13 protein-coding genes and 4 pseudogenes are annotated in these 21,981 nt (G+C 60.8%); 12 read left to right on the forward strand and 5 right to left on the reverse strand.

The features are described 5' to 3' along the window. Window positions 1-10: 10 nt before the first annotated feature. The 3 genes from EOD29_RS29050 to EOD29_RS29060 are packed head-to-tail and all read right to left on the reverse strand — an operon-like array spanning window position 11 to window position 2,635. Window positions 11-1,015: a GTP-binding protein gene (locus EOD29_RS29050; protein WP_127248657.1), complete on the reverse strand. Its 1,005-nt coding sequence runs from the start codon at window positions 1,013-1,015 to the stop codon at window positions 11-13. Window positions 1,016-1,050: 35 nt separating this feature from the next. Continuing rightward, window positions 1,051-2,217 carry a GTP-binding protein gene (locus tag EOD29_RS29055; protein WP_127248658.1) on the reverse strand — a complete coding sequence of 389 codons (1,167 nt, stop codon included), beginning with the start codon at window positions 2,215-2,217 and terminating at the stop codon, window positions 1,051-1,053. Continuing rightward, the gene (locus EOD29_RS29060; protein ID WP_127248659.1) at window positions 2,210-2,635 is read right to left on the reverse strand and encodes a Fur family transcriptional regulator; all 426 of its coding nucleotides are present in this window, start codon (window positions 2,633-2,635) and stop codon (window positions 2,210-2,212) included. The genes EOD29_RS29055 and EOD29_RS29060 overlap by 8 nt, the downstream gene beginning before the upstream one ends. 94 nt (window positions 2,636-2,729) lie before the next feature. Here EOD29_RS29060 and aztA point away from each other — a divergent pair, with 94 nt between their 5' ends. The 8 genes and pseudogenes from aztA (at window position 2,730) to EOD29_RS29095 (ending at window position 10,985) form a co-directional block, all read left to right on the forward strand. Then, the gene (gene aztA, locus EOD29_RS29065; RefSeq protein WP_127248660.1) at window positions 2,730-3,554 is read left to right on the forward strand and encodes a zinc ABC transporter ATP-binding protein AztA; all 825 of its coding nucleotides are present in this window, start codon (window positions 2,730-2,732) and stop codon (window positions 3,552-3,554) included. Further along, window positions 3,554-4,426, forward strand: coding sequence for a zinc ABC transporter permease AztB (gene aztB / locus EOD29_RS29070; protein ID WP_127248661.1), 873 nt, complete (start codon window positions 3,554-3,556; stop codon window positions 4,424-4,426). The genes aztA and aztB overlap by 1 nt, the downstream gene beginning before the upstream one ends. An 18-nt stretch (window positions 4,427-4,444) precedes the next feature. After that, complete coding sequence (gene aztC, locus EOD29_RS29075) at window positions 4,445-5,455, forward strand: zinc ABC transporter substrate-binding protein AztC (protein WP_127248662.1); 1,011 nt, start codon at window positions 4,445-4,447, stop codon at window positions 5,453-5,455. 89 nt (window positions 5,456-5,544) lie between these two features. Continuing rightward, window positions 5,545-6,702: pseudogene (gene aztD / locus EOD29_RS29080) on the forward strand (zinc metallochaperone AztD); the annotation flags it as partial. A 69-nt stretch (window positions 6,703-6,771) separates the two neighbouring features. Then, window positions 6,772-7,311, forward strand: a pseudogene (locus tag EOD29_RS38060) (metal-binding protein ZinT); the annotation flags it as partial. 83 nt (window positions 7,312-7,394) lie between these two features. Further along, window positions 7,395-8,618 carry a zinc metallochaperone GTPase ZigA gene (gene zigA, locus EOD29_RS29085; RefSeq protein ID WP_127248663.1) on the forward strand — a complete coding sequence of 408 codons (1,224 nt, stop codon included), beginning with the start codon at window positions 7,395-7,397 and terminating at the stop codon, window positions 8,616-8,618. 475 nt (window positions 8,619-9,093) lie between these two features. Further along, window positions 9,094-9,616: pseudogene (locus tag EOD29_RS29090) on the forward strand (PHB depolymerase family esterase); the annotation flags it as partial. Window positions 9,617-9,717: 101 nt separating this feature from the next. Beyond that, window positions 9,718-10,985: pseudogene (locus EOD29_RS29095) on the forward strand (IS256 family transposase). Here EOD29_RS29095 and EOD29_RS29100 read toward each other — a convergent pair. Together EOD29_RS29100 and EOD29_RS29105 are read right to left on the reverse strand one after the other, a co-directional pair. Next, complete coding sequence (locus EOD29_RS29100) at window positions 10,904-11,659, reverse strand: hypothetical protein (RefSeq protein WP_127248664.1); 756 nt, start codon at window positions 11,657-11,659, stop codon at window positions 10,904-10,906. The pseudogene EOD29_RS29095 and the gene EOD29_RS29100 overlap by 82 nt on opposite strands. Before the next feature lie 163 nt (window positions 11,660-11,822). Continuing rightward, a complete protein-coding gene (locus EOD29_RS29105) occupies window positions 11,823-13,559 on the reverse strand; it encodes an endonuclease/exonuclease/phosphatase family protein (protein WP_127248665.1) in 1,737 nt (578 codons plus the stop codon). A gap of 513 nt (window positions 13,560-14,072) precedes the next feature. Between EOD29_RS29105 and EOD29_RS29110 the strand changes: the two genes are divergently transcribed. From EOD29_RS29110 to EOD29_RS29125, 4 genes are all read left to right on the forward strand, one after another. Further along, window positions 14,073-17,012: a hypothetical protein gene (locus EOD29_RS29110; RefSeq protein ID WP_127248666.1), complete on the forward strand. Its 2,940-nt coding sequence runs from the start codon at window positions 14,073-14,075 to the stop codon at window positions 17,010-17,012. Between the two features lie 249 nt (window positions 17,013-17,261). Beyond that, the gene (locus tag EOD29_RS29115; RefSeq protein ID WP_127248667.1) at window positions 17,262-19,232 is read left to right on the forward strand and encodes a DNA/RNA non-specific endonuclease; all 1,971 of its coding nucleotides are present in this window, start codon (window positions 17,262-17,264) and stop codon (window positions 19,230-19,232) included. A gap of 35 nt (window positions 19,233-19,267) precedes the next feature. Continuing rightward, window positions 19,268-19,600: a hypothetical protein gene (locus EOD29_RS29120; RefSeq protein ID WP_127248668.1), complete on the forward strand. Its 333-nt coding sequence runs from the start codon at window positions 19,268-19,270 to the stop codon at window positions 19,598-19,600. Between the two features lie 6 nt (window positions 19,601-19,606). After that, a complete protein-coding gene (locus EOD29_RS29125; RefSeq protein WP_127248669.1) occupies window positions 19,607-21,433 on the forward strand; it encodes an SUMF1/EgtB/PvdO family nonheme iron enzyme in 1,827 nt (608 codons plus the stop codon). Window positions 21,434-21,981 lie beyond the last annotated feature (548 nt).

The raw sequence follows: 21,981 nt of genomic DNA on the forward strand, positions 1-21,981 counted from the left end.
GCTTCGAGGGCTATGCGTTCACCGCGGTGACGTGATCGAGTTCCGCCCGGCATTTCAGGAATCCGTCCTCGATGATGTCCTTCGGCAGGTTGCGGCCGATGAAGACGAGACGGCTCACGCGCGGCTCATTGGCCTTCCAGGGGCGCTGATGATCGCCTTCGAGCAGCATGTGGACTGCCTGCACCACGAAGCGATCGTCGTCATCCTTGAACGACAGGATGCCCTTCATGCGCAGGACGTCCATGCCGAAACGCTGCGTGATCATCTGCACCCACGGCAGGAATTTTTTCGGATCGAGCGGCTGCTCGGTTACGAGCGAGAAGCTCGTGACATGGTCGTCATGCTCGTGCTCGTGATCGCCATCCAGAAAATCAGGTTCGATTTCCAATACACGATCGAGATCGAAAGCGCCGCGGTTGAGAACCTGGTCGAGGGGGACGTCGCAGCGTGTGGTATGCTTTATCGTGGCCGTCGGATTGATTTTTTGGATGCGGGCCTCGACGGCGGCCAGTTCCTTGGCCGTTACCAGGTCGGTCTTGTTGAGAATGACGATGTCGGCGAAGGCGAGCTGCTCCTGCGCCTCGTGCGCCCGGTCGATCTCGCCGAGCAGGTGCTTTGCATCAACCACGGTGATGATGGCGTCCAGCTTGGTTTTCTGGCGAACATCGTCGTCGACGAAGAAGGTCTGGGCGACGGGCGCGGGATCGGCGAGACCGGTGGTCTCGACCAGGATCGCGTCGAACCGATCCTTGCGCCGCATCAGTCCCTCGATGATGCGGATCAGGTCGCCGCGCACCGTGCAGCAGATGCAGCCATTGTTCATCTCGAAGACTTCCTCGTCGGCGTCGACGATCAGGTCGTTGTCGATGCCGACCTCGCCGAACTCGTTGACGATGACGGCGTATTTCTTGCCGTGCTGCTCGGAGAGGATGCGGTTCAAGAGCGTCGTCTTGCCGGCGCCGAGATAGCCGGTGAGGACGGTGACGGGCGTTTGTTCAGCAGGTTGGGCGGACATGGTCGTCTCCTGGATGTTTCGTTGTGGTCAACCGGTCAAAGCACGCGCCAATTGGGCCGTCCCGACCTGAACGTGTCTGCAACGGCCGAGGCGAGTTGCCTCAACGCCCGTCCGGCTCTGGTCGGCTTGCCGTCGAGAGCGGCTTCAAAGAGCTGCCGCACCGGCTCCGGGTCGATGCCGTCGGTGATGAAGACCAGGCGGGTACAGCGATCCGCGCTTGGCCAGCCGTCGAGAATTGCCGGCGGGTAGACGACATGCTGAACGGCATGAATGACGCGGGGGCGTTCCGGCTCATCGCGGTCGTGCACGAGGCCCTTGACCCTCAGCAGGCGGGGTCCCGCAGACATCGACAGCAGGTCAAGAAACCTCTGGAATGCGTCTCGCGGAATTGGCAACTCGCGGGTGATCGCAAACGTGCGGATCCGTCCCCCGTGTCGTGGGAACGGAGATGCTTCCGGCTGGGCAGTCCCGTTCGAAGGGTGACCGCCATCATCGCGGATAGCGTCCTCGAGCGCGAGCCAGCCGACCACGTCGTCGCCGAGCGAGGCGGGTGCATAGACGCGTCGCTGAAAGAGCGCGGCGAGCTCGAATCCGCGGTGGTGAGCATCGTCGATCGGCGCAGCGCGATTCAGCGCGGCCAGTCGTGTCCTCAGGTTCTCGATATCCCGGATCGAGGCCGGATCGCGCGCAAGATCGGCCTTCGTCAGAACCATGCGATCGGCGAAGGCGATCTGCTTGGCTGCCTCAAAATGATTTTCGATCGACAGTTCGCCCGTGACAATGTCGACGAGCGTGACGACGCCGGCGAGCTCGAAATTTCGAGCGACGAGATGATCGCGCAGGCCAAGGGCCGGCGCGCCACCCGGTATGAGTTGGTTCACCAGGGGTGCCGGATCCGCAAGCCCGGTTGTTTCGACGATGACACGGTCGAAGGAGATCTCGCCCGCACCCGCCAGCACGTGGAGTTGGTGCAGCGTGGAGCGGATATCGCTGCCGATCGTGCAGCAGAGGCATCCCGTCGTGGTGCGGGCAACCTGCGTCTCGCCGACACGCACGAGATCATGGTCGAGTGCGACGTCGCCGAACTCGTTGATGATGACAGCCGTGTCGCAATAGGTCGGATCGGTGAGAAGCCGGTTGAGGAGCGTGGACTTGCCGGCGCCGAGAAAGCCGGTCAGAACGAAGACCGGTGTCTTATCCATGGGCGCAGGTCTCGCACAGGCCCGAGAGTTCGACCGTGGTCGCCTTCGTGCGAAAGCCTTCTCTCGTTGCAAGCCGGCGCAATACGCGCTCCAGCGCATGATCGTGGAATTCCTCGGCGCGCCCGCATTTCTTGCAGATCGCAAAGATCGCATGACCGTCCGTGCCGCACTCGGCGCGCGTGCAGAGCGCGAAGGCGCTGAGGCTCTCGATCTTGTGAGCGGTGCCGTCCTCGATAAGTTGTTCCAGGGCGCGATAGACCTGGAGCGGCGAGCGCAGCCCATCCTCACGCAGAAGCTCAAGCAGTTCGTACGCGCTCATCGGTCTTTGCCCTTGCCCCAAAGCCTCGAGCACCAGCTGACGATTCCGCCCGTGTCTTCGGTTCGTAGCTTCTGTCGGAGCAGTTATGGTATCGCTCATTGTGATGATATAACGTTTTCGATTGACGGACGTAATAACATAACGTAGTCGACCGTCAAGAGTGGAAGCTGAGCGGCTCCCAAGGAAGAAATGAATGTCTGCTTGCGTAACCTTTGAGGACCTGACGCTGGGCTACAGCAGCCATCCGGCGGTTCATCACCTGAACGGGGTAGTCGCCAAGGGGTCACTGACGGCGGTGGTTGGCGCCAACGGCTCCGGCAAGTCGACGCTGATGAAAGGCATCGTCGGTGTATTGAAGCCGATGGCCGGCGACTGCAGCGTCGCGCCGGGCGTGAAGCTCGCCTATCTGCCGCAGCAATCGGAACTGGACCGCTTCTTTCCGGCCCGCGTGGTCGATCTCATCTCGCTCGGCCTGTGGCCTCGGCGCGGTCTTCTCGGCCGATATCGCCCGGAGGACCGCGAAGCGGTTGCAAAGGCGCTCTCGGCGGTCGGAATGGAGGGCTTCGAGAAGCGGCCGATCGACACGCTGTCGGGCGGGCAGTTGCAGAGGGCCTTATTCGCTCGGGTGCTGGTGCAGGATGCCGATCTCATCCTGCTCGACGAGCCCTTCAACGCAATTGATACGCGGACCGTGTCCGACCTCATCGCCCTCATCAAACGATGGCACGGAGAACAGCGCACGATCATGGTGGCCGTCCACGATCTCGATCTCGTTCGGCAACATTTTCCCGAAGCCCTCCTTCTGGCGCGCCGTCCCGTCGCCTGGGGCGATGCCAGAAGGACGCTGACGCCCGAGAATCTCCTGCGCGCGCGGCAGTTCCACGAGGCATGGGACGACGATGCGCCCTGGTGCGCGCCTGAAGTCAGCCAAGGTGGTGATTATGCGCACCACGATCATGATCACGCTGCACAGGGACGTACGGATTTAGACAAGGTCGACCACAGAGGCGCGGCCTGATGTTTCTCTATGACTACCTGATTGCGCCTTTCGTCGAGTTCGCCTTCATGCAGCGGGCACTTGCCGGGGCGCTGATGCTGTCGGTCAGCGCCTGCCCCGTCGGCGTGTTCCTGATGCTGCGCCGGATGAGCCTGACAGGCGACGCGATGGCTCATGCGATCCTGCCCGGCGCCGCCGCCGGTTTCCTGCTCTACGGCTTGCAGATCGTGCCGATGACACTTGGAGGACTGGCGGCGGGCGTAGTCGTGGCGCTCGGCGCCGGCGCCGTATCCCGTCTGACCATCCAGAAGGAGGACGCCTCTCTTGCCGCCTTCTACCTGATCTCGCTGGCGCTCGGCGTGCTGATCGTGTCGCTGCGTGGCTCCAATGTCGATCTCATGCATGTCCTGTTCGGCACCGTGCTGGCGTTGAACAACGATGCCCTGAGTCTGATCGGCACGATCACCGTTGTGACCCTTGTCGCCCTCGCGATCTTCTGGCGCGCTCTGGTGGCCGAATGCCTCGATCCGCTGTTCCTGCGCTCGGTATCGCGCCTCGGCCCGCCGGTCCACTTCATCTTCCTCGGCTTGGTCGTGCTCAACCTCGTCGGCGGCTTCCAGGCGCTCGGCACGCTGCTCTCGGTCGGCTTGATGATGCTGCCCGCCGCGGCCGCGCGTTTCTGGACCTCGCGCGTTGAGCCGATGTGCCTGCTGGCGGTCGCGATCGGTGCCGCCTCGTGCATCTCCGGCCTCCTGCTTTCCTATCATGCCTCGCTGCCTTCCGGCCCCGCGATCATCCTGTCGGCCGGCGTGGTCTACATCCTTTCCATCGTTGCCGGCACTCGCGGCGTTCTCGCCACGCGCGTCCGGCACGCTTCTCACCGCACCGCCTGAACTGAAGGAGTCGATCAAATGTCCGGACTGACAAAGCTCGCCACAGTCTTGAGCGCTATAACATTAGCCCACACCGCAACGGCCTCGGCCGAGAATCTGAAAGTCGTCGCCAGCTTCTCGATCATCGCCGATTTCGCGAAAAATGTCGGCGGCGACCGGGTGGACATCACCACGCTGGTTGGACCGAACGGCGACGCTCACGTCTACGAGCCTAAGCCGGCAGATGCCGCCGCCGTCGCGGCGGCCGACGTTGTGCTGGTCAATGGCCTGCAGTTCGAGGGTTTTTTGCAGCGCCTCGTGGAAGCGAGCCGCACCAAGGCGCCGGTGGTTGAATTGACCAAGGGCGGCGAAGTGTTGCGCAACGCTGAGGAAGAGCATCATGACGAAGCTGCCGAAGGCGAGCAGAAGCATGAGCATGAGGCAGCCGAAGCGGGACACGATCAGCACGCCGATGAGGGCCACGAGCAAGCGAACGAAGAAGCCCACCATGACCACGGCGAGTTTGATCCGCATGCCTGGCAGTCGGTCCACAATGCCGAGGTTTATGTGAAGAACATTGCCGACGCCTTCTGCGCCACCGACGCAGCCGGTTGCGATACCTATAAGGCCAATGCCGAAGCCTATGGCGAGCAGCTCCAAGCGCTCGAAGCGGAGATCAAGGCAGCCGTAACCGAGATCCCCGAAGACACGCGCGTCATCATCACCTCGCACGATGCCTTCAAATATTTCGAGCACGAATACGGCATCAAGTTTCTCGCGCCGGAAGGCGTTTCCACAGAGTCGGAAGCCTCGGCAGCGGACGTCGCAGCCCTGATTAAGCAGGTGAAGGAAGACAAGGCCGCGGCGATCTTCGTAGAGAACATCACCAATCCGCGTCTGATGGAACAGATCGCCTCCGAGACTGGCATCAAGGTCGGCGGTGAGCTCTACTCCGATGCGCTGTCGGACGAAAGCGGCCCGGCTACGACCTACATCGACATGATGAAGTACAATGCGAACACCATCAAAGGCGCCGTCCTGGGGAGCTGAGCCTCCACGACAGGCCGAAACGGCGGAGCAATCCGCCTTTTCTTTGGATCAACACTGTTATGTAATAACGTTAGGAGAGAAACGTGAAGATGAAGCTTGCATCCGCCACGGCCGTCGCGCTGATCCTTTGCGCGTCAGCGGGAACTGTCTTTGCGGAGGAGGTAACCGCCTGGCGCCTGTTCGTCTCGGACCGCGAGGAACCCAAAGTGACGGTTATCGATGCCTTCAAGGGGGAGACGCTGGACACGCTGCCAATCAAGGCGCCTGCCTCCCTGTACCGCAGCGAAAGCGGCCGCACCGTGTTCGCGGTGCAGGGTGATGCGGGCGCGGTCACGGCAATCGCCAGCGGCATTTCCTTCGACGACCATGGCGACATCGATGTCCAGGCGCCGAAGCTGACGGGCACCGAGATCGCCGGCCAAAAACCCTCGCACCTCGTCGAGCATGACGGCGAGTTCGCGGCTTTTTTCGACGGGGAAGGTGTCGCCCGCATCATCTCTGAGAAAACGGTGCTGGGGGGGAGGTCGGACTTTCGCCAAGTCAAGACGGACGCGCCCCAACACGGCGTCGCCGTCGCCTATGGCTCCTATGTCCTTCTCTCAGAGCCGAACAAGGAGAAACCGGATGAGCTTCCGATCGGCATTAGGACCGTTGACGAGGCTGGTGCCCAGGTCGGTGACATTGCCGAATGCCCCGACCTTCATGGCGAGGCCGCTTCCGGCAATATCCTGGCCTTCGCCTGCGCGACCGGCTTGCTCGTCGTCACGCATGGAGACAGCGCGCCGGACATCCGCCATCTGCCCTATGCGGATTCTCTGCCCGACGGCAAATCAACGACTCTGATCGGCGGGCGGGGACTGCAATATTTCCTCGGCAATTACGGTACCGACAAGGTCGTTCTGATCGATCCGACGGCTGAGAGCGACGCCTTCCGGTTGGTCGAGTTGCCGACGCGGCGCGTGCACTTTGCCGTCGATCCGGTGAGGCCGAAGTTCGCCTACGTCTTCACCGAGGATGGCCACCTTCACCAGCTCGATATCGTCGCCGGCAAGATCGCCAATTCGCTCAAGCTGACCGATCCCTATTCGGTGGACGGTCACTGGAACGATCCGCGCCCGCGCATCGCCGTGGCAGGGGACAACATCGTCGTGACCGATCCTCTGGCAGGCAAGCTCCATCTCGTGTCGGCGGGATCGTTCACCAGGACCGGCGAGATCGCAGTGGAGGGCAAGCCCTTCAACATCGTGGCCGTCGGTGGAAGCGGCAAGGTCCACGATCACACAGCTGAGAAAGTTCACGCACATAGCCACGATCCGGCGGTCCAGCAGATCTACAAGGGCTACTTTGAGGACAGGCAGGTGAAGGACCGCGCCCTGTCGGACTGGGCCGGCGATTGGCAGTCGGTCTATCCCTACCTGAAGGATGGAACGCTCGATCCAGTCATGGCGCACAAGGCGGAGAGCGCCGACCAGAGCGCCGACGAGTACCGGGCCTATTACGAGATCGGCTATCGGACCAACGTCGAGCGGATCAAGATCGACGGCGACACAGTGACCTTTTTCGAGGGCGAGAAGCCGCTCGAAGCCCGCTATGTCAGCGATGGCTATGAGATCCTGACCTATGAAAAGGGCAATCGTGGCGTACGCTTCATCTTCAAGAAGGCTGAAGGGGACGCCGCCGCGCCGCAGTACATACAGTTCAGCGACCACAAGATCGCGCCAGAGACCGCCGACCACTATCACCTCTACTGGGGTAATGATCGCGCCGCGCTGCTCGACGAGGTGACGAACTGGCCGACCTACTACCCATCGTCTTTGAGTGCGGACGAGATTGTGCGCGAGATGATGGCGCACTGACCGCGGGCATTTTCTCTCGTCTGCGCCCGGCCGCTCAGGCCGGGCGCTCTCCATCCGCACGTCCGTAGGATCAAAAGCAAGCCATGCTCGACACAGCCAAATCATCGAACCGTCTCCCCGTCACCGTGCTCTCCGGCTTTCTCGGCGCCGGAAAGACAACTTTGCTCAACCACGTCCTCAACAATCGCGATGGCCGGCGCGTGGCGGTCATCGTCAACGACATGAGCGAGGTGAATATCGACGCCTCCCTCGTCCGCGACGGCGGCGCCAATCTCTCCCGCACCGATGAAAAGCTGGTCGAGATGACCAATGGCTGTATCTGTTGCACGCTGCGCGACGATCTCTTGAACGAAGTGCGCCGCCTCTCGGAGGACGGCCGCTTCGACTACCTGCTGATTGAAGGCACCGGTATCGCCGAGCCGTTGCCGGTCGCAACCACGTTCGACTTCCGCGACGAGAACGGCGAGAGCCTGTCGGACGTCGCCCGGCTCGACACGATGGTTACGGTCGTGGACGCCGTGAATCTGCTCAAGGACTATTCCTCGCAGGACTTTTTGCGCGACCGCGGTGAAACAGCAGGCGATGGGGACGACCGCGCGCTTGTTGACCTGCTGGTTGAACAAATCGAATTCGCCGACGTCGTCGTGCTCAACAAGGTGTCCGACGCCTCGGCGAACGATCTCGATCTGGCGAGAAAAATCGTTCGCTCGCTCAATCCAGACGCGGCGCTAATCGAAGTCGATTTCGCGCAGGTGCCCCTGGACAAGGTCCTGAACACCGGCCGCTTCGACTTCGAGAAGGCCGAGCAGCACCCGCTCTGGTTCAAGAAGTTGAACGGCTTCAAGGACCACATTCCCGAGACCGAGGAATACGGCATCCGCTCCTTCGTCTATCGCGAGAGGCGGCCCTTCGACCCGATGAAACTCCAGAAGTTCACCAACAGATCGTGGCCCGGTGTGGTGCGAGCCAAGGGCTTCTTCTGGCTGGCGACCCGGCCGCACCATGTTGGCGAGATCAGCCAGGCCGGCGCGCTCATCCGCACGGGCAAGCGCGGCCTGTGGTGGGCGTCGGTGCCGAAGCATCAATGGCCGGTTCATCCCGAATGGAAGGCCGCAATGAAGCCTTATCTCGACCCCATCTGGGGCGACCGCCGGCAGGAGATCGTCTTTATCGGCTGCGATCCTATGGACGAGGCAAAAATTCGCGCCGAGCTGGATGCCTGCCTGGTAAAGGAGAAAGATTTCATGCCGGGTCGCTGGCGAGACCTGCCCGATCCCTTCCCGACTTGGGAAAGGCAGGCGGCTTGATGGTGCAGCCGCCCGTTCACCCGTGAAGTCCGCTTCCTCCATTTGGCAACGGTTTTCGGGTTAATCCCATGGCGCTTCGCCAGCGTCCTCAGGCTCTCACCAGCGGCGGATCGTGCAGTTCCCGGCGTCCCCGCCTCTTTTTGAGGACCAGCTTTGAACACGGAGAAGTTTGACCAGGGAGAGTTTTCGAAATCGAAGGGGCCGGACATCGGCTGCAATGCCGCTATCCCTACGCCAGCTCCGTTGGAGCGGGAGGTGACCTGGAGCGCTCCGCAACAAGTTCAAACTTGTTATTGTGCAGTGCAGCAACGATATTGCTGCGCGTGCGTTGTGCGCAGTATCGTGGCCATCTTAACGGCCGACCACAAGGAATACTGATTTGCGAAAAATCTCCGATACCATCACCCGCTTTGCGGCATTCCGCGCCGGGCAGGGTTTTCAGACCAATGGCCAAGGCCGCGATCGATTATCGGATCTGGACGATTTCGGGCCCAATCCGGGCGCCTTGCGGGCGAGGATCCACGTTCCCGACGATTGACTGAAGCGGCGCCTCTTGTCGTCGTGCTGCATGGCTGCACGCAGACGGCGGCCGGTTACGACCATGGTTCTGGCTGGTCGCAACTGGCCGATCTGGAGGTTTTGCCCTGCTGTTTCCCGAGCAGCAACGCGCCAACAATCCCAACCTCTGCTTCAACTGGTTCGTGCCCGGCGATACAAAGCGGAACGGCGGAGAGGCCCTTTCCATCCGCCAGATGATTGAGGCGGTTGCCGTCGAATATGGCCTCGACCGTGGGCGCATCTTTATCACCGGCCTCTCCGCCGGAGGCGCCATGACATCGGTGATGCTGGCTTGCTACCCGGAGGTCTTTGCAGGCGGCGCGATCATCGCGGGCCTGCCCTATGGGATCGCAAAGACAATCCCTGAGGCCTTCGACCGCATGCGCGGTCATGGCATGCCCTCGGAACGGCAATTGCAGAAAGCCCTACGCGATGGCTCGTTGAGCTATGGCTGAAACTGGGTGATGACGGTTTGAGAAGGGCGGCGTATCGAGGCGGGTGATGAAGCCCTGCCAGAACCTCTCAAGGAGAGCGATACGCCATGAACGAGACTATCAACATTGTTCGCCTTCGTCAGCCCGACGAAATCGATGATCCCCTGACGGATGTGCTTCGCACCGGCGCGCGCAAATTGCTGGCGCAGGCGATCGAGATGGAGGCCGAAGCGTTTCTTGCCGAGATGCGGGATCTCAAGCTTCCGGACGGACGTGACCGGCTGGTCCGGCACGGTCACGGGCCGGAGCGGAGCATCCAGACGGGGATCGGGGCGGTGCCCGTCAGCCGGGTGAAGGTCCGGGATCGCGGCGCGAACGGTGAAGCGGAGCGCATCCGTTTTTCCTCATCGATCCTGCCGAAATGGGCGCGTCGGACACGAAGTCTGGATGCGCTTCTTCCCGTTCTCTATCTGCGCGGCATTTCGACGGGCGACTTTCAGGAAGCTCTGGCAGCTCTGTTGGGCAAGGAGGCGCCGAACCTCTCACCCTCGGTGATCACGCGACTGACGGCGGAGTGGGGCATCGAATACGATCGTTGGCAAAAGCGCGATCTTTCGCCGCGCCGCATGTGTATGTGTGGGCGGACGGGGTCTACCTGCAGGCCCGGATGGAAGATCATGCCGAATGCATGCTGGTCCTGATCGGCGCCACGCCCGAGGGCAAGAAAGAGCTGCTCGGCTTCCAGACCGGCATTCGTGAGAGCGCACAGAGCTGGCGCGAGCTGCTGGTCGACGTCAAGCGTCGTGGCCTGCAGATCGCGCCCGATCTTGCCGTCGGCGACGGCGCGCTTGGCTTCTGGAATGCGCTCGATGAGCTCCTTCCCGGCACCAAGCACCAGCGATGCTGGGTACACAAGACAGCCAACGTGCTCAACAAGGTGCCGAAATCGGTGCAGGCCGCCATGAAGACGGACTTGCGCGAAATCTTTTCCGCCCCGAACCGAGCCTCAGCCGAGACGGCGATTGCCGTCTTTGTCGAGAAATATGATGCGAAATACGGCAAGGCGGTCGACTGCCTGACCAAAGATCAGAATGCCTTGCTGGCGTTCTACGATTTCCCCGCCGAACATTGGGATCATCTGCGAACGTCCAATCCCATCGAGAGCGTCTTTGCGACCGTTCGCCATCGCACGGTGCGCACCAAGGGCTCACTCTCCTCGAAAACCGCCAGGCTGATGGTCTTCAAGCTGGTCATGGCCGCGGCCAGGACGTGGCGACGACTGAAAGGACAAAATCAGTTGCCTAAACTCATCGCAGGTGCAACGTTCCAGGATGGAATCGAGGTCATTGAACTGAAGCCGCAGAGCGCCGCTTGATCAGCCTCGTCACCCAAATTGCAGCATAGCTCAACTGACTCGCCCAGCCAGTGATCGAAATCCACCATTGCCGGAGCGAGCAACAGAGGCTGCCTGCCCTGTCTCTTATGGTCGCCGGCCAGGCGTTCGACCAATTTGTATCTGTATAGCTTGAACAACGGGATCCAGCGAAGATAGGCGCCGATCTCATCCAGACGCGAGAAAGCCTTCGTCGCAAAGCGTTTCGATTGAAGCGGTGTGATCGCCGCGATGCGCGGCCCGCTTTCACCGACCGCTCTTAGGAAGGCGTCGAGCTGCCTCGCCGCAGGCGTAATCTGGGCGACACCCATCGTCGCTGGTCCACCAGCGCGGGTTTCGAGTTCACGGATGAAACGCGCAGTGCCATTGACGGCCCGCGCCTTTGCTAAGTCGTAGTCGGCGCTCTCTGCAGAAGCGTCACGCGCTCCTTGCAAAACTTGGACTTCTTCATTCGCGGTGGGCGCGCTGCCTGTCCCGAGAAGCCTGGTCACAAGTTCCAGGAGAAAGTCGAGCAGATCGGGATCCTCGATGTCGAGAATCCGTTTCTCGTACTGTTCGGGATAGCGCCGCAGAAACGTCTGCTTGATGAAGCGCACAACGGGCAGGTCGGACGCGTTAAACGCATGACAAAGCGCGTCAATGGAGCGGCCCGTCACCTCCAAATCCGCAGTCGTTCGGCAACCTCCCAACGGTAGCGTTGCGGCCATTCCGAGTTGGATGAATTCCCGCCGCAGCATAACGCTTCTCTTCGTGTGCAGACCGAGCTTAGGGGACGCCGTGCAGGGGGTCCAGCGCCCTACTGCAACGACACTCGACCCCTCATCGGAACGTTATTTTCACCAGTTTCGGATCGTGGTCGCTGACTTTTCGGCTGTCCGGCTGCACCGAATTGACGTGCAGCGTTTTCATGGTGGCCGACTGTCCTGACCCCAGCAGGGTTAACGCGTGATCGAGTGATTGCGAATTGCCGTCAAAGACGTAGCTGATGCGCTCCGAAGGCGGCTCGTTGAGGGCAAGATTCTTGAATTGCGGTTCGCTGCCGGTCAGCAGGAGCAATGGGGTCTCGTACCAAAACGCGTTGAAATCTCCCAACACGACTACTGCCCGATTGCTATCTGCAGGCAGACTTCTAACGAAGTCGCGTACCGCTAGAGCCTGTGCGATACGCGCCGGTTCGGCGGGATCGATTGGTGGTTGGATGGCCCCATAGGCGCCACCGCTACCGGATTTCGACGAGAGATGAACGTTGATGACGGTTACTTCGCTGCCGCGGAACCTGAACGACGCGACCAAGGGCAGACGGCTACGACCGAAAGCAGGTGCATCGATCTGCTTTGGTGTCGAGGCGTCGAGGGTAAGGCGTGCGGAATTGTAAAGGTAGGCGACCCGGATGTTGCCTCCGGGCTGGCCACCTGACGTGTCATCGAGCGGATCGATAGAGAGCGGCTGATAGGCCGGACCACCCGCCGCAACGATTGCGTCGATCAGAAGTTTGAGCGTCTGGTCAGCCGCGACCACGTCGCCAAACTGGCCGCCGTCATTGTCCTGCATCTCCTGCAGCGCCACGATATCGGGTGAGCCGAGGAGCTTTACCACGTGCTCTGCAATCGAACTGAATTTTCCAACTCCGACATCGTCATCCGGATCGTTGATGGGCGTCTTGTCGACAGCCTCTACGATGGGATCCAAATTTTCGACATTGTAGCCAGCGATCGTCACCACATTGTCTTCTGGCGCAGCTCCGATGGAAACGGGCTCCCAAACTTTCGGGTTGGCGCCTGCAGCGTTAGCCAAGCGAATTTCATAAAGTCCGCGGTCGTAGGTCACGTATCCTTCGATACTGGCAAGCGTGTCACCCAGCGCGTGTTGGAATTGCGGCTTCTGAGCGTCCGTCACCTGGATCTGGATTCTTTCAGGATTGCTGTCGCCGGGTGTGGATGTGATGCCGCCGAGCGAGTTCATTCCGGAAGCGCCGGCGCCACCGTCGGCGACGACCCAGAACTCGCCAAAGTCGTTAGTCGGACCAACGACGACCGGATTGTCGATCCGGACGTATGTGCCTTCCAGGCTCTCGTAGAAATCGGCGCCAGAGTTTTGCGGGTCGGCACTGTCTTCCGAAATGAAGAGAATATCGGTCGGCGGCAACCTGCCAGCCGCTCCAATGACCACAGGCGGAAGAGGCGCGCCTGACGAAAGTCTCTCGAAGACGGCATCATTGATGTCTGTTGTTGTCCGCGGCTCATCGTTCTCATTGAACTCGCGAACCACGCCCTCCACACGGACCCGGTCACCGACGGTCAAGCCGGTCGCTTTGCGCCGGACGATGATGCTGTCCGAAGTTGCGTCGTTGCCATCCCCCGCTTCATTTCGAACAATGAAATTGTTGCCGAAAATGTAGGTTACAACTCCCTCGATGATCACCGTCGATCGAGCATGGGGAGAGAGGTGCGTCGAACCCTGAATCTGGGAGATTGTCAGCTTTTCGGCTGCGTGAACATCGGCTGGAACCGCAATGAACAGTCCGGTGGTCAGAATGCAGATCAGGCGGTGCTTCATTTCACCCTCCCCTAAAATCGATGACTTGTGACCATCTCCCGAATTCAACAATAGGATAGAATAACGCTCCCAGCCGCAAGACGATAAAAAATATTAAAGTCCGAAAAACAGTCCGCCCTGTCTGTACAAACGGATCGGAAGAGCCTCACAATGCCATCAATCAGCCTGGCAAGGATCTCACGGATGAAACGCAGCTTGATCGCGGTCCGTCGCGAGTCATCGGAAAAATTTGACCGAGGGATTTCATTTGGTCGGCGGAGAGGCAGCCGTGGGCAGGGCTTGCTGGAGGAACCGGCGAGAGCGCGGCCCGGTGGTAACGCGAGCGGCGATACAGGACGCCCGTATATCCGACGCGGGACGCTTCATCCGGTTGCAGAACCCGAACATGCGTTTCGGCGGCGGTAGGCATTACCTATGCGCGGGACCGGACCTCAACGCGATCCAAATTCCTGTGGTGGACCGCTCGCCGTACTCGTTGCTGGACAAATTCATCATCAACCTCGGGGATCTGCCATGACTCAATCTATGGTGACGAGCGCCATCCCGTTCGCGCTTGGGAAGGCGGATAGTGTCGATGCGCGACTCGACACCTTCCGCCCGCAGTTGTTCGGCAATGAGAGCGCAATCCGTGAGGCGATGCGCGGTCGGCATATCCATTTCATGTCAATCACCGTCGTGCGCGGTGAAATCGGCGAGCCGACCCATCTCGTGTTCGAGATGTCCGGTGACGGCGAGCCCGATGCGGTCATTGCCACGGTAGCGGCGGGGCTGGAAGGACCTATCCGTGAGATATTCGACACAGCCGGCATCGCATCGCATAAGCCGCTGAGGGACCTGCTGACGGCACGCCGGGTGCGCACCGGACAGGGACTGTTCGCCACGCCCGGCCTCGATTTCTGCGGCACGCCCGACATGACGGTGGAGCGGATCGAGGCGGAGTACGCGCTCGCCCGAGATTTGAGGGACTTCTTCGATCGTTCGGCTGTGCAGGGGTCGCCGCTTCATGTCTTCCAGCAGGCAAAGGCGTTCGTCGCCGCCCTGCCTCAACATGTAGCGCTGATGACGCCCGAGCCGCTAAAACGGATCGCCGACAAGGATTCCGAGCGCTTCAGCCTAGGCTTTGTCGCGTGTCTCGCCGGCCGCGGGCTGGTCAAATTCTTCTGGCCGGTGCTGCTCCTGTTCGGAGCGCTGGTCCTGCTGACGACCTATGGCGCCTGGCACGCTGCCGGCACTGCGGTTGGGCTATTGGCGCTGGCGGTCGGCCTCATCGTGGTGGCCGTGGCGCTGATCGCCGTGCTCGCGGCAGTCTATTTTGGCTTGCGCGGTCTCGAAGAGACCAACACTCCATTCGACACCACACTCGATCCCAAGGTCATGGATGCCATCAGCGACGGCGAGAACGTTACCAAGGACACTCAGCAAAACCATCTCGCGGGCATTTCCGTAATGCAGGCAGGCTGGCTGCGCGGGCTCACCTTGCGAATCGCCTTCTGGGTGATCGCTCAGCTCGCCACCCACCGCTTCCGGCCGGGCTTTCTTGGCGAGATCAGCACCATCCACTATGCGCGTTGGGTGCTCCTGCCAAAGACCAACAAGCTGCTGTTTTTCTCCAACTTCGGTGGCAGCTGGGAGAGCTATCTCGAAGACTTCATCACCAAGGCTGCGAGCGGGCTGACCGGTGTATGGAGTAATACGGTCGGGTTTCCGCGCACCGAGAACCTGTTCTTCAAGGGCGCCACCGATGGCGATCGCTTCAAGCGCTGGGCGCGTCGCCAGCAGCAGCCGAGCCGCTTCTGGTACAGCGCCTATCCGCACCTCACCACGGCTCGCATCCGCGTCAACGCCGCTATCCGCCAAGGCATTGGGACCGTCTCCACCGAAGATGAGGCGGTGAGCTGGCTCGGCCTGTTCGGCTCGAAGGTGCGGCCGGACACGCTGATCGAGACTTTCGAGGTTCAGACGCTGCTCTACGGCGGCCTTAGCAAGCACCCTTACGCAGAATGCCTGATGCTGCGGCTGCCGGAGGCGCGGCGCGCGGCGCGGGAGTGGCTGGCGCAGGTCGAGCCGTTGGTCAGCTGTGGCGACGAGCCCCCGCGCGATAAGGTGCTGATCCTCGCTTTGTCCTCGCACGGTTTAGAGCGGCTCGGCCTGCCGCAGGACATTCACGAGCAGTTCCCTACCGCGTTCCGAGCCGGCATGGGCTCGCCCGGCCGCGCCAATCTGCTTGCCGATACCGGCGACGACCATGCCCGGAAGTGGCTGTGGGGTGGTCCGTCGAACGAGATCGACGGGGTATTGCTGGTCTATGCGGCGGACCCGGCCACTCTTGCACATGAAGTCGCCGCGCGCACGACTGAGCTACAAGTGGCCGGCGGCGCGCTGGTGCATCGCGTCACGCCAACGCCGCTGCCGACAGGTTCGGCGCAGGCGCAGCAGGACACTGGCAGAAGCGCCCGGCAACTGGTGCGCGAGCCGTTTGGTTTTGCAGATGGCATCTCGCAACCCATCATCAAGGGCACCCGGCGCTGGATGCGCCAGTCCGACGCCATCCATGCCGTCGAGCCAGGAGAGTTCCTGCTCGGTTATCCGGACGGGCGCGGCTACTTCCCGCCCTCCCCCCGGGTGCCGGCCAGGATGGACCCGGGCAATGTGCTGCCGTTGGCGGAGCCAACCCACAGGCGGGGTGCGCTGATCCCGAGCTTCGCCAACAGCAGCGCCAATTCCGAGCGCGATCTCGGGCGCAACGGCAGCTTCCTCGTCGTCCGGCAGCTCGCACAGGATGTCGAGGCCTTCAACGGCTTCGTGGAGGAAGCAGCCGCACTTTATGCCGACCACCCGGCCGTGCCAAAGCTGCTCGACCCGGCGCTGCTGCCGGAATGGATCGGCGCCAAAATGGTCGGGCGCTGGAAGGACGGCTCGTCCTTGGTGCGATTCCCGCACCAGCCGGCGAGCTATCACGGCGCGCCACAACGCAACCCCGACAATGAATTCCTGTTCGGCGCCGAGGACCCGGTCGGCGAGCGTTGTCCTCTCGGCGCGCATATTCGCCGGTCCAACCCGCGTGACAGCCTCGCGCCTGGCTCGGCGCAAGAGCTCGGCATCGTCAACCGCCACCGCATACTGCGCGTCGGCCGCGGCTTCGAGGCCGAAGGCGCAAACGATCCCGAAGTGTCCCAACCCGGCCTGCTCTTCATGTGCCTGAACGCGGACATCGAACGGCAATTCGAGTTCATCCAGCAGACCTGGGCGGTCGCCTGGCAATTCCATGGGCTAGAGAACGAGGTCGACCCGATTACCGGCCGCGGCGGCAAGCTCGGCCGCCTCACCATCCCCTCGCCGAACGGACCGCTGCACCTTACAAAAACGAAAGATTGGGTGCGCACCCGTGGCGGCGCCTATCTCTTCATGCCTAGCCGCAGCGCGTTGCGATTTCTCGCGCGCTTGCCGGAGTGAGCTTTGGACCGGAGACTATATGATGAAGAAGCCAGCCAAAAGATGCACCGCGGATCGGCGGAGCCGCTCGACATTCTAATTCCAGAGGCTCCATTTTCATGGATTCAGATCAAATGACTACCAGCGACTCTTGGGTCAGACCGTGGTCTTCCTCTTTGTACTTGCGGCGAGAACCTACACAATGACGACTCCCGCTCGCCGTGCATTTGCGGCATAATAGAGATCTTCATGTCGTTGAGGGGAGCGGCAATGAATTCAAGATCGGAGGCGGACGAGTCCGAAGAGGACATCGTATCAACGCAGTCGGACGCGCTGTCCCGCGAAGTGGAAAAGGCCGCTAGCGCGGATTCCGTCTACGTGCCGCCGGCTGCTCGAGGCAGGCGGCGCTTACGCGCCCAAGCAGATAAGCGATTCGCCGTTCGCCAGGACTTCCTCGAATCGCCGCTTAGCGATCCCAACGGGTTCGAGCGTATCATCGGCGACAGTGACCTCATGTCGATCAATTTCCTCGACCGCGGTAGGCGAGCAGCGGCCGCAGTCTGTCGGATCAAGGTCCCGAGCGATGGCGGCGCCTGGTACGGCACCGGCTTTCTAGTCGGCCCACGCCTGCTACTCACCAATCATCACGTGCTCGGCAGTGCCGACGAGGCAAGCCAGTGCGAAGCCGAATTCGGCTATGAGCATGACATCGACGGTGTCCTAAGCGACCCGGTGTGCTTCAATCTCCGCCCGCATGAGATTTTCTATACCAACGCCGAACTCGATATCACCTTCATCGCAGTCACACCGCTTTCGGACGACGGCGTGCCACTTGATCGTTACGGTCGACTGCCGCTTATCCCACTTTCGGGCAAGGCGATCGGCGGCGAGTGGGTGACGATTGTCCAGCATCCCGGCAGCGAGCCCAAACAGATCGCCATCCGTGCCAGCCAAGTCATAACCCTCGACGCGGACGTTGCCGCCGGCATCGATCTCGATCGTTTCATTCATTATTCGACCGATACCGAGCCGGGCTCGTCGGGAGCGCCTGTCTTCAATGATCAATGGCAAGTGTTGGCCTTGCATCACAAGGCAGTGCCGGCGCCCGAAAGGACGGGCAAGAAAACGGTGGCACCGGTCTGGATCGCCAATGAGGGTGTTCGCATAAGCGCTATCTTCAGTTTACTCGAGCGCAGGCGTTTTACTGAACCGCATGCCGGGTTGGTGCTTGATCGATTGGATACCTCGCTTGGCCTGACGCCACTATCGCAAGGCATGGTGGCCAGTGAAACGCTGCTCGAGGCCGATCGCCGACCGCTTCCTGTTGCCCGCTGGACTCACGTCGACGGCTATGACGCCAAGTTTCTAAGCGAACGGATCGATCTCGCCAGAATTTATGCGCCAGCGCTCGCGGACGGCAAAGTCGCGCCATTGCTCGACGGATCCGGACACGAACTCGCCTACCATCACTTTACGACGCTGATCCACGCCGATCGCAGATTCCCACTGATTACTGCGGTCAACATCGATGGAGACAGGTTGGTCCATCCTGGCAAACGAAAGGACACGTGGAGGCGCGATGCGCGCATCGCCGACGAGTTTCAGCCCGACGGAGACTTCTACGAAAAGAAGAAGGGATCGGATCCGGTCCAGTTCAGCCGCGGTCATCAGGTGCGGTTGCTCGATCCCTGCTGGAGCGCGTCGCTCGGCACATCAGAGGCGCTGGCGGAATCGCAACTCGGGGCCGAGGACACATTCCACTACACGAATGCAGCGCCACAGATTCAGACCTATAACGACACAGACTGGGGCAATCTCGAAGACTATCTACTCGACAAGGCGCAAGTGACCCAGAAGCGGCTCACGGTCTTTACGGGTCCGATCTACCGAGAGAATGATCCCGTCTACGGCAAAGGTCGCAAAGGCGGCCCGTGGCAGGTTCCGTTGTCGTTCTGGAAGATCGCCGTGCTGCAGAAGTCGCCACGCAAAGTCGCGGCCGCTGCTTTCATTGTTGGACAGACCCAATACGTCCAGGCCCTCTACGAAGCCAAGGTGTTCTCCGGACTAAAGCCCTACACGGTCGACGAAATGCGCAAGCGCCGGATCCAGACAACGATCGTCGCGATCGAGGCGGAAACCGGTCTCGATTTCTCGGCAGTGCGGCCGTTCGATGCGCAGGGGACGCTCGAAAGCACACGGCAGACACGGTGGATCAACGACATAAATGACGTCGTCATCTGATTACAACAGAGCTCCTCGGAACTGAGAGATAAGCAATGCTGGTGGAATCACTGCTCATTCAGGTCGTCGTCGCTCTGATCGGAGGGGCCGCTGCGGAACTTCTGCATTGGTACGCGTTGTCTCGAAAACCTGATGAAGTCAAGAAGTACCGAGTGCTGCCAATTTACTGGTTCACGACCGCCGGCATGATACTTCTCGGTGGGATCATGCCGCTTCTTTACATTCAAGGTGCCGCCTCCGCGGTGCTTTGCTTTCATCTCGGTGCCGCGACGCCGGTGATCGTCCAAAAGCTAATTGCCAACATTCCGACCGGAGTGGCGCAGCAAGGGCCGGGCGAAGCATCGCTGCAGCGCTTTTTCCGCTGGTAAGCGGTAGTGGATCGATTAGAGCGGATTCTTTTCGTAGCCCTCGACGGCGAGCCGCCGAGCGAAGAGGATCTCGACGTTCTGCCGGACTGGACGGCAGTTGCTGAACTCGTGCGCTCGACATTCGCACCGTTCTTGTCAAGCTCGGGTGACGCTGCGGTCCTCACCAGCGGCAAAGAGGCGGCAGCCCCCGCCGAGGGCCTGCTTCTAGTCTACGTCTTCGGACACGCCTGGCTCGGCGCTGACGGGCCGGAAACCGCGACAAAAGCAGGTGCGGCATCGACACGCGAAACTGCGCTCGCGATGCTGCGGCGCCTCATACCCGCCACCGGTGCCGATCGCACCATCGTTATCCTGGATTGCTGCCATGCTGCGGCATTTGACGCCTTTCTGCCCGAGTCCCGCCACCCGCGACTTATCGTCTACGCTTGCGGCAGCAATGAAAAAGCAATCTCGCTACGGGGAGAACGAGCGAGCCGGTTGAGCTTGACCATCGCTAACAGGCTCGTCACACGCGCCCTAGCTATTGATCTCGTTCAAACCGTCGGTGAGGTGGCGAAACTACTCGATAGCGATGGGGTATTGCGCGGTCAGACCGTCGACTATCGCATGAACGGTCGAGCGATCATTCTTGCGCGCAGCCAAGAGGCCGGTCAAAGCAAACGCGAGGGTACGGTCGCACGTATCCGAAACATGCTGATAGCGGGAGGTGGCATCGCCGCGACAGTACTGGTGGCGCTCGGCTGGTTCTATTGGAGTCACGTGCTCATTGACGTCGATCTCGCAGGCCTTCCGAACGTGGCCCGCGACATCCGCATGATCGCCACAGAGGAGGATCCGGCGACCAACGGGAGTCGAATTATTGAAGAGCGGACTATCTCGGGAAACAGAACGCGCTTGTGGATGCCAGCGTCGAATGTGCTGCTGCGCGTGGAGGCCGCCTATGGCGACAACGCCGAGCGGGCGCTGGCTTTTCACTTGACCTTGCAGCGAAGCTTCGATCCACGAACCAAGACCGTATCCCTAGTCCTGCCCGCCGCAGAGGCGGTCTTGGAGCATCCAGACATGGCCTTCGTACCGGTCACGCCGTGGTTCCACGGGCTCGACCGCGAACCGCAAACGAATGCGAACTCGTTCTGGATCGATATACGGCCGCCGACGGTCGCGGCCTATCTCGATACTGCAAGGCAATTCGTGCACAGCGGCGAGCTTACGCAGGACGAGTCATTCATCTTCACGGCCCGCCAACGCAGCGCGGCAGTTGATGCGGTTGGCCTCGATCAACTCAACACGCTGAGCGAGGATCTCGGTGCGATCTTCGGAAGGATCGAAGCCGGCGATTCGCCAAACGTCGCCGGGCCAGGAGAGATTGCGGTGGGGCTTGGCGAACTACCCTGCGATAGTTGTCCAGCACCCATGACTCGGAAAGAAGCGGAACTGTTCTGCTCGTCACGGACCATGCGACTTCCGACCGACTTCGAGTGGGAGCGGGCCGTGCGCGGCGTCGACGGCCGGGTCTATCCATGGGGAAACCAACTCGACAAAACCCGAGCCAACATCCCGGGCCTTCCGGAAAAGGACGCTCCGTCGCCAAGCCTCAAGCCGGTTGATGCCTACCCGAACGAGCGCAGCCCGTTTGGCCTCATCGACACAGTTGGCAACGCCGGCGACTGGGTCGTGGCGCCATACGAACGCTCCTATCTGGGCGCGACGTATCAATACAATCCAGAGGACGCGACATCATTTCGGCTGCTGCCTGTCACTGATGAGGACATCCTTGTCCGAGAAATTACGGCACGCTGCGTCGCCAATGGCCAGTCTACGAGTCCGCCGTGAGGCAGCCGCCTCTAACCAATCCACACTGCACATTATGCGACTTTGAACGAACAAACGGAATTGAGGCCTACAAGCTCTGCATAATAAGCGACTTTGACCAGCGGCCTAGCAGTGGACGGTGAAGATTTCTGGTTTCTGCAAAGAGAATTCGCCCACGCGTAGTGCATTCGAGGGCACTGCCCTCTCTGTTGCAATGATCGAATGATAACGATCTAAACTAATGGCAAATTGTCGATTACGACAACTAATAAGGGCCATAGTAGATCGATTGAACTTAGAGTTTGGGTGCGATGGGGGAGGACGATGGGACGATGGATTCAGCTAAAGCGAAAGAGTGAGAACATCGCTTTCGCGGTAGGACGATTGAGTCTTGGACGATCGAAACGCTGATCATCACGGAAAGTCGGCTGCGGTGTTTCGTGCGCGCTCCTCGCAAATTCCTGAGCCAAACCGCCGCATTCTTGCGATTAAGGGTTCTTCCTCACTTTGTGTGGTTCATCGGCTGTTAGCGGCAAGATCGCTAATGGGCGGGCATGCGAACGAAATCA

Origin of the sequence: Mesorhizobium sp. M1A.T.Ca.IN.004.03.1.1 (assembly GCF_003997555.1) — a bacterium.
Classification (GTDB): Bacteria; Pseudomonadota; Alphaproteobacteria; order Rhizobiales; family Rhizobiaceae; genus Mesorhizobium.

Bases quoted from the DNA above. Each gene is read 5' to 3' on its own strand.
- zigA (WP_127248663.1), top strand. From the start codon at position 7,395: ATGCTCGACACAGCCAAATCATCGAACCGTCTCCCCGTCACCGTGCTC.
- EOD29_RS29050 (WP_127248657.1), bottom strand. From the start codon at position 1,015: ATGTCCGCCCAACCTGCTGAACAAACGCCCGTCACCGTCCTCACCGGC.
- aztB (WP_127248661.1), top strand. From the start codon at position 3,554: ATGTTTCTCTATGACTACCTGATTGCGCCTTTCGTCGAGTTCGCCTTC.
- EOD29_RS29110 (WP_127248666.1), top strand. From the start codon at position 14,073: ATGACTCAATCTATGGTGACGAGCGCCATCCCGTTCGCGCTTGGGAAG.
- EOD29_RS29120 (WP_127248668.1), top strand. From the start codon at position 19,268: ATGCTGGTGGAATCACTGCTCATTCAGGTCGTCGTCGCTCTGATCGGA.
- EOD29_RS29055 (WP_127248658.1), bottom strand. From the start codon at position 2,217: ATGGATAAGACACCGGTCTTCGTTCTGACCGGCTTTCTCGGCGCCGGC.
- aztA (WP_127248660.1), top strand. From the start codon at position 2,730: ATGTCTGCTTGCGTAACCTTTGAGGACCTGACGCTGGGCTACAGCAGC.
- EOD29_RS29115 (WP_127248667.1), top strand. From the start codon at position 17,262: ATGAATTCAAGATCGGAGGCGGACGAGTCCGAAGAGGACATCGTATCA.
- EOD29_RS29060 (WP_127248659.1), bottom strand. From the start codon at position 2,635: ATGAGCGATACCATAACTGCTCCGACAGAAGCTACGAACCGAAGACAC.
- aztC (WP_127248662.1), top strand. From the start codon at position 4,445: ATGTCCGGACTGACAAAGCTCGCCACAGTCTTGAGCGCTATAACATTA.
- EOD29_RS29105 (WP_127248665.1), bottom strand. From the start codon at position 13,559: ATGAAGCACCGCCTGATCTGCATTCTGACCACCGGACTGTTCATTGCG.